12 protein-coding genes are annotated in these 13,888 nt (G+C 68.7%); 5 read left to right on the top strand and 7 right to left on the bottom strand.

Features of this window, described 5'->3' with window-relative positions; genetic code table 11:
• Window positions 1–6 precede the first annotated feature (6 nt).
• Window positions 7–621 (top strand): ferritin-like domain-containing protein, encoded by a 615-nt coding sequence (locus ACVCMB_RS09850; protein ID WP_395120273.1) that lies wholly within the window; start codon window positions 7–9, stop codon window positions 619–621.
• Between the two features lie 21 nt (window positions 622–642).
• On the opposite strand, the gene ACVCMB_RS09845 is transcribed toward ACVCMB_RS09850, so the two are convergent.
• Window positions 643–1,659, bottom strand: a complete 1,017-nt coding sequence (locus tag ACVCMB_RS09845; RefSeq protein WP_447106814.1) for a zinc-binding alcohol dehydrogenase family protein — start codon at window positions 1,657–1,659, stop codon at window positions 643–645.
• A 213-nt stretch (window positions 1,660–1,872) separates the two neighbouring features.
• Between ACVCMB_RS09845 and ACVCMB_RS09840 the strand changes: the two genes are divergently transcribed.
• Window positions 1,873–2,892, top strand: coding sequence for a DUF2333 family protein (locus ACVCMB_RS09840; protein WP_447106813.1), 1,020 nt, complete (start codon window positions 1,873–1,875; stop codon window positions 2,890–2,892).
• A 60-nt stretch (window positions 2,893–2,952) separates the two neighbouring features.
• On the opposite strand, the gene ppa is transcribed toward ACVCMB_RS09840, so the two are convergent.
• The 6 genes from ppa to ACVCMB_RS09810 all read right to left on the bottom strand — a co-directional run bounded on the left by ppa (window position 2,953) and on the right by ACVCMB_RS09810 (window position 10,911).
• Window positions 2,953–3,498 carry an inorganic diphosphatase gene (ppa, locus tag ACVCMB_RS09835; RefSeq protein ID WP_395120270.1) on the bottom strand — a complete coding sequence of 182 codons (546 nt, stop codon included), beginning with the start codon at window positions 3,496–3,498 and terminating at the stop codon, window positions 2,953–2,955.
• A 71-nt stretch (window positions 3,499–3,569) separates the two neighbouring features.
• Window positions 3,570–4,424 carry a 2OG-Fe(II) oxygenase gene (locus ACVCMB_RS09830; protein WP_447098011.1) on the bottom strand — a complete coding sequence of 285 codons (855 nt, stop codon included), beginning with the start codon at window positions 4,422–4,424 and terminating at the stop codon, window positions 3,570–3,572.
• An 84-nt stretch (window positions 4,425–4,508) separates the two neighbouring features.
• The gene (locus ACVCMB_RS09825; protein ID WP_447107157.1) at window positions 4,509–6,599 is read right to left on the bottom strand and encodes a prolyl oligopeptidase family serine peptidase; all 2,091 of its coding nucleotides are present in this window, start codon (window positions 6,597–6,599) and stop codon (window positions 4,509–4,511) included.
• A gap of 190 nt (window positions 6,600–6,789) precedes the next feature.
• Window positions 6,790–8,862 carry a sodium-translocating pyrophosphatase gene (locus ACVCMB_RS09820; RefSeq protein WP_136257809.1) on the bottom strand — a complete coding sequence of 691 codons (2,073 nt, stop codon included), beginning with the start codon at window positions 8,860–8,862 and terminating at the stop codon, window positions 6,790–6,792.
• Window positions 8,863–9,023: 161 nt separating this feature from the next.
• On the bottom strand, window positions 9,024–9,473 hold the full coding sequence (locus tag ACVCMB_RS09815; protein ID WP_447106812.1) for an RcnB family protein: 450 nt from the start codon (window positions 9,471–9,473) through the stop codon (window positions 9,024–9,026).
• Between the two features lie 160 nt (window positions 9,474–9,633).
• Window positions 9,634–10,911 carry a 6-phosphofructokinase gene (locus ACVCMB_RS09810; protein ID WP_395120266.1) on the bottom strand — a complete coding sequence of 426 codons (1,278 nt, stop codon included), beginning with the start codon at window positions 10,909–10,911 and terminating at the stop codon, window positions 9,634–9,636.
• Window positions 10,912–11,100: 189 nt separating this feature from the next.
• On the opposite strand from ACVCMB_RS09810, the gene ACVCMB_RS09805 reads away from it, so the two are divergent.
• The 3 genes from ACVCMB_RS09805 to ACVCMB_RS09795 are packed head-to-tail and all read left to right on the top strand — an operon-like array spanning window position 11,101 to window position 13,850.
• Window positions 11,101–11,685, top strand: a complete 585-nt coding sequence (locus ACVCMB_RS09805) for an adenylate kinase (protein WP_027484899.1) — start codon at window positions 11,101–11,103, stop codon at window positions 11,683–11,685.
• 44 nt (window positions 11,686–11,729) lie between these two features.
• Window positions 11,730–13,202 carry a UDP-N-acetylmuramate:L-alanyl-gamma-D-glutamyl-meso-diaminopimelate ligase gene (gene mpl / locus ACVCMB_RS09800; protein WP_447106811.1) on the top strand — a complete coding sequence of 491 codons (1,473 nt, stop codon included), beginning with the start codon at window positions 11,730–11,732 and terminating at the stop codon, window positions 13,200–13,202.
• A 45-nt stretch (window positions 13,203–13,247) separates the two neighbouring features.
• Window positions 13,248–13,850, top strand: coding sequence for an LON peptidase substrate-binding domain-containing protein (locus tag ACVCMB_RS09795; RefSeq protein WP_447106810.1), 603 nt, complete (start codon window positions 13,248–13,250; stop codon window positions 13,848–13,850).
• The last annotated feature ends 38 nt before the right edge of the window (window positions 13,851–13,888 follow it).

Raw genomic sequence — 13,888 nt, 5'->3', positions numbered from 1 at the left:
CAAGCCATGGCCAAGACCAAGCCGTTCGTCAGCGACATCGAGAACATCCGCAAACGCGCCCGCCAGGACATCGACAAGGGCGCGATGACCGCCGGCTACAAGGCCGACCGCGCCACCGTGGTGACCCTGCTCAATCACGCCCTGGCCACCGAGATCGTCTGCGTGCTGCGCTACAAGTACCACTACTACATGGCCTCGGGCATCCACTCGCAGGCGATCAAGGAAGAGTTCCTGCAGCACGCCAACGAGGAACAGGGACACGCCGACCTGCTCGCCGAGCGCATCACCCAGCTCGACGGCAAACCGAACCTGTCGCCCGAGGGCCTGCTCACGCGCAGCCACTCCGACTACGTCGAAGGCGAGGACATCGTCGACATGATCAAGGAGGACCTGGTCGCCGAGCGCATCGCCATCGACAGCTACCGCGAGATGATCGACTACGTGGGCACCGCCGACCCCACCACCCGCCGTGTGCTGGAAAGCATCCTGGCGATGGAGGAAGAGCACGCCGAGGACATGAACACCTTGCTGGAGCAGCTCGGCAAGAAGGGCGAGCCTGCCAAGCCGGCACCCTCGACCAGGGCCAGCGGCGGGAAAGCGGTGGTCCGCAAGCGCCGCTGATGGCACCGTCGATCGGGCGGCCTACCAGCCGGCCAGCACCAGCTTGCCGATGCTGCTGCCCGATTCCAGCCGGCGATGTGCCTCGCGCAGATTCGCCGCGTTGATCGGGTTCAGCGTCTCGCGCCGGATGCCCCTCAACTCGCCGGCATCCACCCGCTCTGCCACGCGGGCGAGAATGCGCCCCTGCTCGGCCATGTCCGCCGTGTGGAAGCGCGCGCGGGCGAACATGAACTCCCAGTGGATGCCGATGCATTTGGCCTTGTACGGATCGCCGATGCGCAGCGCGCCATGCGGTTCCACGATCAGGCCGACGTGGCCTTGCGGCGCCAGCAGCGCGCCGAGTTCGTCCCAGTAGGCATCCGTGTCGGCGAGATTGAGTGCGGCGTCGATGGTCGCGAAACCCAGCGCGGCGAGTTGTGGCGCCAGCGGCTGTCGATGGTTCACCACGTGCTGCGCGCCCATCGCGCGGCACCAGTCGGTACTGTCGGCACGCGAGGCGGTGGCGATCACGGTGAACCCCGCGCGCCGCGCCAGCTGGATCGCGATCGAGCCGACGCCGCCGGCGCCGCCAATGACCAGCAACGACTGGCCCTCGCCGCCGTGCTCGCTGTCGAACGGCATGCGCTGGAACAGCAACTCCCACGCGGTGATCGCCACCAGCGGCAGCGCCGCGGCGTCGGCGAAATCCAGGCTGTGCGGCATCGCCGCGGCCAACTGCGCGTCCACCAACTGGAACTGCGCATTGCTGCCCGGGCGGGTGACGTCGCCCGCGTAATACACGCGATCGCCCGGCTTGAAACCTGCCACCGCGCTGCCAACGGCTTCCACCGTGCCGGCGGCGTCGTAGCCCAGCACTTTCGGTTGTGCTTCCACGTGTGGCTTCGGTGCGCGCAGCTTGGTATCGACCGGATTCACCGACACGGCCTCGACGCGCACCAGCAGGTCGCGCCCGCCCGGCGCGGGTGTGGGCAGTTCCAGGTCGAACAGCGATTGCGGATCGTCGATCGGCAGGTAGCGGGTGAGGGCGACGGCTTTCATGTGGATGTCTCCGGGGCGGCGGGTAAACATCGGTGAGCGAACGCGCTGCGCGATGCGCCGTCGGGCGATGGCAAGCATACGGCGATGGCACGGCCTCGCGGCAAAGCCTGTGCGGCGGAACCTCGCCGCCGCGAGCGAGATGCGCCCGACAGCGCCGGGGTGGTCGCGTTGTAAGCTGCGGACTCCGCTCGCCACCTCCGCAGGAGCCGTCCGATGCTGACCCCTGACACTTCCCCCGCGCCGCGCCGCGGCCTGCGCCGGGCGATCCTGGCCGTGGTCGCCGTGCTGGTGCTGCTGATCGCGGCGTCGATGTGGTGGTGGGATACCGAGCCGGCGCTGTTCGATCCGGTGGCGGCCACCCAGGCCCGGATGCAGGAATTGAAGCGGCCGGTGAGTACCGGCGCCACCACCACGGTCACCCTGATCGCCTCGGTGCGCACCCTGCTCGACAAGCGCGGCGGCTACCTCAGCAACGACAAGCTGCCGCCGGGCGTACTGCTGGACAACCTGCCGAACTGGGAATTCGGCTCGCTGACCGCCTCGCGCGACCTGGTGCGCGCGCTGCGCAACGACTTCAGCCGCTCGCAGACGCAGTCGACCGAGGACAAGGACCTGGCCGAGGCCGACCCGCTGCTCAACAGCCCGAACGACCGCTGGCTGCTGCCCAGTTCGGAGAGCCAGTACCGCAAGGCGATCAGACATCTGGACGGCTATCTGGCCCGGCTCGGCGATGCCGACGGCAGCAACGCGCACTTCTATGCCCGCGCCGACAACCTGGCCGATTACCTGCAGCTGGCTTCGTCGCGGCTGGGCTCGTTGTCGCAGCGGCTGTCGGCCAGCGTGGGCCAGATCCGCATCGGCGACGTGGACGCCTCCGATCCGGCCAGCGCGTCCACCGCGGCCGCACCCGGCGGCGGCCGGCTGGTCAAGACCCCGTGGACGCAGATCGACGACAATTTCTACGAAGCACGCGGCTACACCTGGACGCTGCTGGAACAGCTCAAGGCGATCCAGCGCGATTTCGGCCCGATCCTGCGCTCCAAGCACGCTGACGTGAGCCTGGAACAGGTGATTCGCGAGCTGGAGGAGGCGCAGCGCCCGCTGCACAGTCCGATGGTGCTGAACGGTTCGCCGTTCGGTTTCTTCGCCAACCATTCGCTGGTGATGGCGAACTACGTCTCGCGCGCCAATGCGGCGCTGATCGACCTGCGCGAGTTGCTCAAGCGCGGCTGATGCGGCCCCAACGCAAGAGCCCCGCACGGGCGGGGCTCTTGCGTTGCATCGCCTTCGGGCTCAGGCCTTGGAGCCGTGCTCGGCCTTGTAGCGGGCGATGCCGGCCAGGATTTCGGCCTTGGCCTCTTCGGCGCCGACCCAGCCCTCGACCTTGACCCACTTGCCCTGCTCCAGATCCTTGTAATGTTCGAAGAAGTGGCCGATGCGCTGCAGCCAGTGCGGCGAGACGCCCTTCATGTCGTTGATGTGGGCGTAGCCCGGGAACACCTTGGGCGAGGGAATCACCACCAGCTTCTCGTCGGCGCCGGCCTCGTCGGTCATCTGCAGCATGCCGACCGGGTGGCAGCGGATCACCGAGCCCACGGCCAGTGACAACGGCAGGATCACCACCGCGTCCAGCGGGTCGCCGTCGCCGCCCAGGGTGCCCGGCACGTAGCCGTAGTTGCACGGGTAGCGCATCGGCGTGGACAGGATGCGGTCGACGAAGATCGCGCCCGATTCCTTGTCCACCTCGTACTTGACCGGCTCGGCGTCCTTGGGGATCTCGATGATGACGTTGATTTCGTTTGGCACGTCGCGACCGGCGGGGACAAGATGCAGACCCATGGGAATCCTCAAGCGGGGAAAAAACAGTCCGCTAGGATACGCCAAACGCTGCTGCATCGCAGCACCGCTTGTCAGCCGCGACCGCCCTGGCGGTAGGGCCGCTCGCGCAGCCACTTGGTGGCGATCCATTTTTCACCGCAGATCACCGGCAGGCCGGCGTGCAGCGAGCGGGGGTCGCCGCCTTCATAGGCGAAATAGACGGCCGAACCGCGGCGCGCGGTGACGGTCAGGCCCAGCTCGGGGAAGGCGGTGCCGCCGCCCAGTTCGGGCGTGTTGAGGTACATCACCACGCTGGCGATGCGCTGGCCACCGGAACGGGTGATGGCGTCGTAGCCGGGCAAGGCAGGGTCGAACCAGTCGAAATGCGGCTCGTACTCCTGGCCCGGGCGGTAATGCAGGATCTGCAGCCCTTCGCCGTGGTTGACCGGCAGGCCGAGCAGGCCGGCCAGGCGCTGCTCGATGCGCGCGATCAGCGGCCGTTCGCCGATGGAAAAGAACATGCCTTCGCTGGTGCGGCGCTGGTCCACCTGCTGTTTGCCGTCGTCGTCGACGGTCAGCGCGCGCGCCAGCCGCGGTCGCGCCAGCTCGATCAGTTCGGCGCATTCGGCGTCGTCCAGGATGTTTTCCAGCACGCGCAGCGGCGGTTCGTCGACGCTCAGCGACACGCCTATGGCGTGGCCGTCGACGCAGACCGCCGGCGCCTCCGGGTGTCTGGTGCGCAGGCCGCGCGGTGCGGGCGAAGTGGTGCCGGCGTTGAGCGCGGCCAGCGGCAGTTTCAGCACTTCGGCGACGATGCTGCGGCTCTGGCGCGGGTCGTAGCCGTTGTCCTTCATCAGCTTGAGCACGTCCGGCACGCCGTGGCCGGCCCGTGTGGTGGCGAGGATCCACTCGCGCAATTCATGGCTGATGGCGGTGCGTGACGGCATGGCGGAAAGGCTTGCGATCGGCGTGTCAGCATACTTCAGCGACCACTTTCGCCGCACGCCCGCGCGAGCGTGCGGCGGTCACCGCTACTTCAGCTGATCCCACAGGAAGTCGTAGGCCATCGCGTGCATGTGGGCGGACTGCTGGTTGTCCGCGCCGGCGCCGTGGCCGCCTTCGAGGTTCTCGTAGAACCACACGTCGGGGTGGCCTTGCGCCTGCATCTTCGCGGCCATCTTGCGCGCCTGCACCGGACCCACGCGGTCGTCGCTGGTGGCGGTGTAGAACAGCACCGGCGGATAGTGGCCGTCTTTTTTCACGTTCTGGTACGGCGAGAAGGTCTTGATGAAGTTCCAGTCGGCGGTGTCCGGGTTGCCGTATTCGGCCATCCACGACGCGCCGGCGGAGAGGCGCGAATAGCGCTTCATGTCCAGCAGCGGCACTTCGCAGGCGATCGCGCCGAACAACTGCGGATACATGGTGAGCATGTTGCCCATCAGCAGGCCACCGTTGCTGCCGCCTTCGGCGCCCAGGTGCCCGGGCGAGGTGATGCCGCGCTTGATCAGGTCCTGCGCGACGGCGGCGAAATCCTCGTACGCGCGCGGGCGGTTCGCCTTCAGCGCCGCCTTGTGCCAGCGCGGGCCGTACTCGCCGCCGCCGCGGATGTTGGCTACCACGTAGACGCCGCCGCGATCGAGCCAGGCGCGGCCGATGCTGCCGCTGTAGTGCGGCAGCAGCGACACTTCGAAGCCGCCGTAGCCGTACAGCAGGGTGCGGTTGGCGCCATCCAGCTTGATGCTCTTGGGCGCGATCTCGAAATACGGTACGCGGGTACCGTCCTTCGAGGTCACGAAGTGCTGGCTGACGGTGAACTTCGACGCGTCGAAGAACGCCGGCTCCTGCTTGATCGTCTCCGCCGGCGTGCTGCCCAGCACGCCGCGTTCGAGCGATGCGGGGGTGAGGAAGCCGGCCACGTCGAGCCAGTACTCGTCGCTGTGGTCGGGGTCGGTGTCGATCACGCTGACCGTGCTGAGCGCCGGTGCACCCGGCAGCACCTCGGGATGCCAGCCGTCGTCGGCGCCCGCCATCCGCGGCGGAGTGAGCACTTCCAGCCGACTCTTGACGTCATCCAGCACGTCGAGGATCAGGTGGTTGCGGGTCCAGGCGTAGCTGGACAGCGCGGTGTGCTCGTCGGGCTTGAACAGCACGGTGAACTCGCGCTTGCCGGCGATGTAGTCGTCGAAGCGGGTGGCCAGCAGCGCACCTGAGGGATAGGTGGCGCCGCCGACCGTCCATGGTGAGCGCGTCTGCACCAGCAGCCATTCGCGGTGGGCGTTGGCATCGGCGTCGGTGGGCACGTCGAGGCGTGTCAGTTTGCCGCCGTGGCGCAGGAACAGCTCGCTGTGGAAGAAATCCTTGGCCACCGACACGAAGTCGCGCTCGTAACCCGGCGTGCGGTCGTGGAACGCACTGACCGCGAGGTCGTCGTGCTTGCCCTCGTGCACGGTCGCGGCGGCCGACAGCGGCGTGCCGCGCTTCCACTCCTTGACGATGCGCGGATAGCTGGAGGCGGTCATCGAACCGGGGCCGAAGTCGGTGCCCACGTAAATGGTGTCCTCGTCGATCCAGCCGACATCGCTCTTGGCCACCGGCAGCTCGAAGCCGCCCTTCACGAAGGCCTTCTTCGGGATGCTGAACTCGCGCACCGCCACCGCGTCGCCGCCGTCGGGCGACAGCGACACCAGGCAGCGCTCGAACGCCGGCTTGAGGCATTGCACGCCCTTGAACACCCAGCGCTTGCCCTCGGCCTTGTTCAGCGCGTCGATGTCCAGCAGCACCTCCCATTTCGGCTCGGCCTTGCGGTATTCGGCCAGGGTGGTGCGGCGCCAGACGCCGCGCGGGTGGGTCTTGTCGCGCCAGAAGTTGTACAGCTCGCCGCCCATGCGGTTGACGTAGGGAATGCGTGCATCCGAATCGAGTACCTGCAGGATCGCGTCGCGCGTCTTGTCGAAGCTGGCGTCGCTGGCGAAGCGCGCCTGCGTGCGCGCGTTCTCCTGTTTCACCCATTCCATCGAGCGGGTGCCGTGGATGTCTTCGAGCCACAGCCAGGGATCGTCGGTGGCGGCCTGGTCGGCAGGGGTTTTCGCGGTTGGGGTATCGCTGGCGTCGGCAGGATTCATGCCCGCCAGTGTGACGCCGAGTGCCAGGGTGAGCCAGACCAGTCGCATGAGGTTTCTCCTTTGGGGGCGAGCGCGGAATTGCCGGCGATCGAGCGGATCCCATGCGGCCGCTGGCCGCAGGGCGCCGCTGGCGGCGAACGAAAATCCCGCCGCAGCGGGATTTTCGTCGAGCCGGATGGGATGGCTTCGGTTACAGCAGCGGGATCATCAGCAGCGCCACGATGTTGATGATCTTGATCAGCGGGTTCACCGCCGGGCCGGCGGTGTCCTTGTACGGGTCGCCCACGGTGTCGCCGGTGACCGCGGCCTTGTGCGCCTCGGAGCCCTTGCCGCCGTGGTGGCCGTCCTCGATGTACTTCTTGGCGTTGTCCCAGGCGCCGCCGCCGGTGGTCATCGAGATCGCCACGAACAGGCCGGTGACGATGGTGCCGATCAGCACGCCGCCCAGCGCCTTCGGGCCCAGCAGCAGGCCGACCACGATCGGCACGGCGACCGGCAGCAGCGACGGCACGATCATCTCGCGGATCGCCGACTTGGTCAGCATGTCCACCGCACGCGAGTATTCCGGCTTGCCGGTGCCCTGCATGATGCCGGGGATGTCGCGGAACTGGCGGCGCACTTCCTCCACCACCGCGCCGGCGGCACGGCCGACCGCCTCCATCGCCATCGCGCCGAACAGGTACGGGATCAGGCCGCCGATCAGCAGGCCGATGATCACCATGTGGTCGGACAGGTCGAAGGTCAGCGGGGAATACGCCGTGCCCGCGGCCAATGCCTTGGCCTGGGCCGCGACGTCGAGGTTGTGCGTGTAGTCGGCGAACAGCACCAGCGCGGCCAGCGCGGCCGAGCCGATCGCGTAGCCCTTGGTCACCGCCTTGGTGGTGTTGCCCACCGCATCCAGCGGGTCGGTGACGCCGCGCACTTCCGGCGGCAGATCGGCCATCTCGGCGATGCCGCCGGCGTTGTCGGTGATCGGGCCGTAGGCGTCCAGCGCCACGATCATGCCGGCCATCGACAGCATGGCGGTGGCGGCGATCGCGATGCCGTACAGGCCGCCCTGGCTGTAGGCACCCCAGATCGCCGCGCAGATCACGATCACCGGCATCGCGGTCGCTTTCATCGACACGCCGAGGCCGGCGATGATGTTGGTGCCGTGGCCGGTGGTCGAGGCCGCCGCGATGTGTTGCACCGGCTTGTACTGCGTGCCGGTGTAGTACTCGGTGATCCACACGATCAGGCCGGTCAGCACCAGCCCGATCAGCGCGCAGTGGAACAACGCGTGGCTGGAAATGACGCTGCCGTCGCCGGCGGCCAGGCCCTGCGGCAGCAGGCTGCCGGTGACGAACCAGAACGCGACCGCCGAGAGCACCGCCGACACGATCACGCCCTTGTACAGCGCGCCCATGATCGAGCCACCGGCCTTCACCCGGACGAAGAAGGTGGCGATGATCGAGGCGATGATCGACACGCCGCCGAGCAGCAGCGGGTACAGCACGGCAGCGAGGTTGTCGGCGAAGGTGAGACCGGCCAGCAGCATGGTGGCGATCACCGTCACCGCGTAGGTCTCGAACAGGTCGGCCGCCATGCCGGCGCAGTCGCCCACGTTGTCGCCCACGTTGTCGGCGATCACCGCCGGGTTGCGCGGGTCGTCCTCGGGGATGCCGGCCTCCACCTTGCCGACCAGGTCGGCGCCGACGTCCGCGCCCTTGGTGAAGATGCCGCCACCCAGGCGCGCGAAGATCGAGATCAGCGAGCTGCCGAAGGCCAGCCCGACCAGCGCGTGCAGTGCGGTCTCGCCGGTGACGCCGAAGTGGCCGAGCACCAGCCAGTAGCCGGCCACGCCGAGCAGGGCCAGGCCAACCACCAGCATGCCGGTGATCGCGCCGCCGCGGAACGCCACGTCCATCGCCGCGCCAAGGCCGCTGCGCGCCGCCTCGGCGGTGCGCACGTTGGCGCGCACCGAGACGTTCATGCCGATGTAGCCGGCCGCCCCGGACAGGATCGCGCCGAGCAGGAAGCCGATCGCGGTCGGCCAGTTGAGGAAGAAACCGATCAGCAGCAGCAACACCACGCCGACCAGGCCGATGGTGGTGTACTGGCGGTTGAGGTAGGCGCGTGCGCCTTCCTGGATGGCCGCGGCGATCTCCTGCATCCGTTCGTTGCCCGGCGATTTCGCCAGGATCCAGCGCGCGGACAGCGCGCCATACAGAACCGCCACCACCGCACACGCAACAACGATCCACCAGCCATACTGCTGCAGCATCGGAGCCTCCCCATGGGTTGTAAGTGGCCGTCCGGAACGGGCGGTCCGGGGGAGTATAGGCAGAGGCAGTGGTGCAGGCCGTTGTGCGGCGCAGCGCCGTCCATCAACGAAAAGGGCCATGCACGGATGCATGGCCCCGGATCGGTCAGCTTGGTGCGGACTCAGCGCAGGGCGTAGTCCAGGATGATGCCGGTGGCGATCGCGACCAGCAGGTAGTCGTTGTCCGCGCGCACCCAGTGGTAGCCGCGCGGCGGCGGGCGCAGGCGGTAGTAGCGATAATCGCGCACCACGTAGCTCGGGCCGTAATAGCGGTGGCCGCGCTCCCAGCGATGGTGGCGCACCGGGTAGTAGCGCGGGCCGGCGTAGCGGTAGTCGCGGTGGTCGTAGCCGTAGCGGCGGTCGTCGTGGCGGCGCCAGTCGCCGTAGCGGCGGTCATCGTGCCAGCGGCGGTCGTCGTGGTGGCGATCGTGGCCACGGTCGTGACCCCGGTCGTGACCCCGGTCGTGGCCGTATCGGCCGTGGTCGCCCGGACCGGGGCCGGGGGCGGCCAGCGCAAGGCTGCCGGTGCCGAGCAGGGCGAGGGCAATGAGCAGGCGGTGGATGAGTTTCATCTCAAGTCTCCTCCCGTGGAGGGTCGTGGCCGCAGCAGCACGGCGATCGACCCGGGCAGGATGGAGCGTAAGAAGCTGCGGCTGAACGCAAGCCTATGCGGGCGCCCCTGTTTTCAGGTGGCGCTCAGCACGGTGACGCCGGTCACGGAAGCCGTGGAGTTCAGCGCCCGAATGCCGCCAGCTTCTTTGTCACCGCCGTGTTCTTCAGCCGCACGTAGCGCGGCAGGCCGTCCTTGCCGTAGGGCAACGGTGCCTCGCCGCGGATCAGCGGGGCGAGGTAGCGGCGGGCGGCGGCGGTGATGCCGAAGCCGTCGCGGCTGATGAAGTTCTTCGGCATCTTCTTCTCGCGGTTGGCGATCTTCGCCAGCGGCGCGGGCGCGATCTTCCAGCGGTACGGCGCGTCGGACGTGCGCACGATCACCGGCATCACCGCGTTCATCCCGGCGAGCGCGTAGTCGACCGCGGCCTTGCCCACGGCGTACGCCTGCTCGGCGTCGACCTGCGAGGCGGCATGCCGCGCCGAGCGCTGCAGGTAGTCGGGCAGCGCCCAGTGGTACTTGTAGCCGAGCTTTTCCTTCACCAGCGCCGCCAGCACCGGCGCCACGCCGCCGAGCTGGCTGTGGCCGAACGCGTCGCGCGTGCCGGCCTCGGCGAGGAACTGGCCGGCCGCGTTGCGCACGCCTTCGGAGGCGACCACGGTGCACCAGCCCACCCGTTCGACGGTGGCTTGCACCTTGGCCAGGAATGCCGCCTCGTCGAAGGCGTTCTCGGGGAACAGGATGAGGTGAGGTGCCGCGTCCGCATCGTCGCCGGCGAGGCCCGCCGCGGCGGCGATCCAGCCGGCGTGGCGGCCCATCACTTCGAGGATGAACACCTTGGTCGAGGTCTCGGCCATCGAGGCCACGTCGAGGCTGGCCTCCAGCGTGGAGATCGCGGTGTACTTCGCCACCGAGCCGAAGCCCGGGCAGCAGTCGGTGACGGCGAGGTCGTTGTCCACCGTCTTCGGCACGCCGATGCAGCGGATGTCGTAGCCGAGCGTCTTGCCGATCTGCGAGAGTTTCAGCGCGGTGTCGGCCGAATCGTTGCCGCCGTTGTAGAGGAACCAGCGGATGTCGTGGGCGCGGAACACCTCGATCAGCCGCTCGTATTCGCCGCGGTTGTCCTCCAGCGATTTCAGCTTGTAGCGGCACGAACCGAACGCGCCGCCAGGGGTGTGGCGCAGCGCGGCGATCGCGGCGGCCGATTCCTTCGAGGTGTCGATCAGCTCCTCGCGCAGCGCGCCGAGGATGCCGTTGCGCGCGGCGTACACCTTCACGCCCTTGCCGCGGGCGGCCTCGATCACGCCGGCGGCGGTGGCGTTGATCACCGCGGTGACGCCGCCGGACTGAGCGTACAGCAGGTTGCCGGTGACGGCGGGGGAACGGCGGCTCGGGCTCATGGGATCCTCGATAGGGCAGTGGAAGCGTGGCAACGGTGCCGGCAAATCTTTTTATGCAACAAATACTTGGCCGGATGCGACGAAGGTCGCTGTTTGACGGCACCCGGTGCAGCCGCTAATTTGACGACAATTTCGTGCATCGGGCGGGCTGCTGCAGCGTGCGGCGACCCGCCGAACTCGTGGAGCATTATGCGACTCGTCCTACTTGGTGCGCCCGGTTCGGGCAAAGGTACGCAGGCGGCCCGGCTGAAAACGGCGCTGGGCGTTCCGCATATCTCGACCGGCGATATGCTGCGCGCCGCCGTCGCCGCGGGCACCGCGATGGGGCTCAAGGCCAAGGCGGTGATGGACGCCGGCCAGCTGGTCTCCGACGACATCCTGCTCGGCATGCTGGAAGAGCGCTTGGCCCAGGCCGACGCGAAGGCCGGCTTCATCCTCGACGGCTACCCGCGCAACCTGGCCCAGGCCGACGCGCTCGACCACCTGCTGGCCAAGCTCGGCCAGCCGCTGGACGCGGTGGTGAAGCTGGAGGTGCCGAACCAGGCGATCATCGGCCGCTGCGAAATCCGCTTCAAGGCGGAGGGCCGCGCCGACGACAACCCGGACACCGTGCGCAAGCGCCTGGCCATCTATGCCGAGCAGACCGCGCCGGTGGCGGATTTCTACGCCGGCCGCGGCAAGCTGCAGGTGGTGGACGGCGTCGGCGAGCTGGCCGAGGTCACCGCGCGGATCGAGCGCGCGCTGCAGAACGAAGCCGCCGCCGCGAACGGCTGAGCGCTTCCCGCTCCGGCGGAGCGGATTTCACGGAGTCGCTCGGCATGCGTCTGCACATCCTCGGCATCTGCGGCACCTTCATGGGCGGCGTCGCCGCGCTCGCGCGCGAACTGGGTCACACGGTCGAAGGTTCCGACGCGAACGTCTATCCGCCGATGAGCACCCAGCTGGAGGCGCTCGGCATCGGCCTGATGAGCGGCTACGCCGCCGAACACCTGCAGCCGGCACCCGATCTGGTCGTGGTCGGCAACGCGATGACGCGCGGCAATCCGGCCGTCGAGTACATGCTCGATGCGCGCCTGCGCTACGTCTCCGGCCCGCAGTGGCTGGGCGAGACGGTGCTGGCCGAGCGCGACGTGCTGGCCGTGGCCGGCACCCACGGCAAGACCACCACCACCAGCCTGCTGGCGCATTTGCTGGAGAGTGCGGGGATGGCGCCGGGGTTCCTGGTCGGTGGCGTGCCGGGGAATTTCGGGGTGTCGGCGAGGCTGGGGAGCACATCGGGACACGCAAGCCCCGGACCCTCATCCGGCGCTGCGCGCCACCTTCTCACCCGCGAGGGGACTCCCCAAGGGTCGCCGGCGGGAGAAGGGAGTGTCGTGCCGCCGGTGGCGGCGCCATTTGTGATTGAAGCGGACGAGTACGACACCGCGTTCTTCGACAAGCGCTCGAAGTTCGTGCATTACCACCCGCGCATCGCGATCCTCAACAACCTCGAGTACGACCACGCGGACATCTTCCCCGACGTGGCGGCGATCCAGCGCCAGTTCCATCACCTGGTGCGCACCGTGCCGGGCAACGGCCGGCTGATCGTCAATGCGCATGACGAGCGCCTCGCCGAGGTGCTGGCGATGGGCTGCTGGACGCCGGTGGAGACTTTCGGCATCGGCCGCGGTGACTGGCAGGCCACGCTGATCGAGGCGGATGGCTCGGCGTTCACGGTGCACCGCGGCGGCGAGCGGCTCGGCGAGGTGCGCTGGCCGCTGCTGGGCCAGCACAGCGTGATGAACGCGCTGGCCGCGCTCGCCGCGGCGACGGCCGCAGGCGCCGATCCGCGTGCATTGCTGCCGGCGTTCAGCAGCTTCGAGAGCGTCAAGCGGCGGATGGAACTGGTCGGCGAAGTAAACGGCGTGCGCGTCTACGACGACTTCGCCCACCACCCCACCGCGATAGCCACCACCCTGGCCGGGCTGCGCGCGAAGGTTGGCGACACGCGCATCCTGGTCGCGCTGGAGCCGCGCTCGAACTCGATGCGGCAGGGCGCACACGCGGCGGCGCTGGCGCCGTCGCTCGCCGACGCCGATGGCGTGTTGATCCTCCAGCGTGCCGAGTTGCCGTGGGACGCCGGTGCGGTGACGGCAGCCCTCGGCGGCCGCGGCGCCGCGGTGCCGACCGTCGACGCGCTAATCGCCGAGTTGGGTCGGCAGGTGCGGCCGGGCGACCAGGTGGTGTTCATGTCCAACGGCGGTTTCGAGGCTGCGCCGCGGCGCTTCGTCGAGCGTTTGCGCGGCGCCTGATGCTGCGCGCAGACCGTCGTGCTGGGCACTGGGTACACTCGGCCGATGGCCGTCAAATCCGAGCTGCTCGACATCCCGCTGTTCCCGCTCTCCTCCGTGCTGTTTCCCGGTGGGCGGCTGCACCTGCGCATCTTCGAGCCGCGTTATCTGGATCTGGTGCGCGAATGCTGCCGTGACGGCAGCCCGTTCGGCGTGTGCCTGATCCTGGCCGGGCGCGAGACTGGCGAGCCGGCCGTGCCGGCGGCGATCGGCACGTTGGCGCGCATCAGCGATTTCCAGCGCGACGAGAACGGCCTGCTCGGCATCGTGGCCGAAGGGGGTGCGCGCTTTCGCGTTTCGCGCAGCCGCGCGCGCGCCGATGGCCAGTTGCGCGGCAACGCCGAGCGCTGGCCCGGCGAGCCGGTGCAGGAGGTGCCGGTGGAGTTCGCCCTGCTGCAGAGCATCCTCGAACGACTGATCGAGACGATGGCGCCGCATTGGCGGCATGCCGCGCGCAGCGACTACGAAGATGCCAGCTGGCTGGGTTTTCGCCTGGCCGAACTGCTGCCGCTGGACACCGGCGAACAACAGCGCATGCTGGAGTTGATCGATCCGTTGCAGCGCCTGGCCGAGCTGCGCGACATCCTGCCGCGCTTCCAGAAGGCGTGAGCGGCCCGGCTACACTGGACGTTCATCCCATGGAGTCG

The sequence above is a fragment of the Rhodanobacter sp. UC4443_H10 genome (assembly GCF_052978325.1).
Note: the sequence above shows the minus strand (reverse complement) of the source record. Positions and strands in the feature narration are given on the sequence as shown.

What these genes read in the sequence shown, in the direction of transcription:
- ACVCMB_RS09850 (WP_395120273.1), top strand. Translation starts at nt 7, where the DNA reads ATGGCCAAGACCAAGCCGTTCGTCAGCGACATCGAGAACATCCGCAAA.
- ACVCMB_RS09845 (WP_447106814.1), bottom strand. Translation starts at nt 1,659, where the DNA reads ATGAAAGCCGTCGCCCTCACCCGCTACCTGCCGATCGACGATCCGCAA.
- ACVCMB_RS09840 (WP_447106813.1), top strand. Translation starts at nt 1,873, where the DNA reads ATGCTGACCCCTGACACTTCCCCCGCGCCGCGCCGCGGCCTGCGCCGG.
- ppa (WP_395120270.1), bottom strand. Translation starts at nt 3,498, where the DNA reads ATGGGTCTGCATCTTGTCCCCGCCGGTCGCGACGTGCCAAACGAAATC.
- ACVCMB_RS09830 (WP_447098011.1), bottom strand. Translation starts at nt 4,424, where the DNA reads ATGCCGTCACGCACCGCCATCAGCCATGAATTGCGCGAGTGGATCCTC.
- ACVCMB_RS09825 (WP_447107157.1), bottom strand. Translation starts at nt 6,599, where the DNA reads ATGAATCCTGCCGACGCCAGCGATACCCCAACCGCGAAAACCCCTGCC.
- ACVCMB_RS09820 (WP_136257809.1), bottom strand. Translation starts at nt 8,862, where the DNA reads ATGCTGCAGCAGTATGGCTGGTGGATCGTTGTTGCGTGTGCGGTGGTG.
- ACVCMB_RS09815 (WP_447106812.1), bottom strand. Translation starts at nt 9,473, where the DNA reads ATGAAACTCATCCACCGCCTGCTCATTGCCCTCGCCCTGCTCGGCACC.
- ACVCMB_RS09810 (WP_395120266.1), bottom strand. Translation starts at nt 10,911, where the DNA reads ATGAGCCCGAGCCGCCGTTCCCCCGCCGTCACCGGCAACCTGCTGTAC.
- ACVCMB_RS09805 (WP_027484899.1), top strand. Translation starts at nt 11,101, where the DNA reads ATGCGACTCGTCCTACTTGGTGCGCCCGGTTCGGGCAAAGGTACGCAG.
- mpl (WP_447106811.1), top strand. Translation starts at nt 11,730, where the DNA reads ATGCGTCTGCACATCCTCGGCATCTGCGGCACCTTCATGGGCGGCGTC.
- ACVCMB_RS09795 (WP_447106810.1), top strand. Translation starts at nt 13,248, where the DNA reads ATGGCCGTCAAATCCGAGCTGCTCGACATCCCGCTGTTCCCGCTCTCC.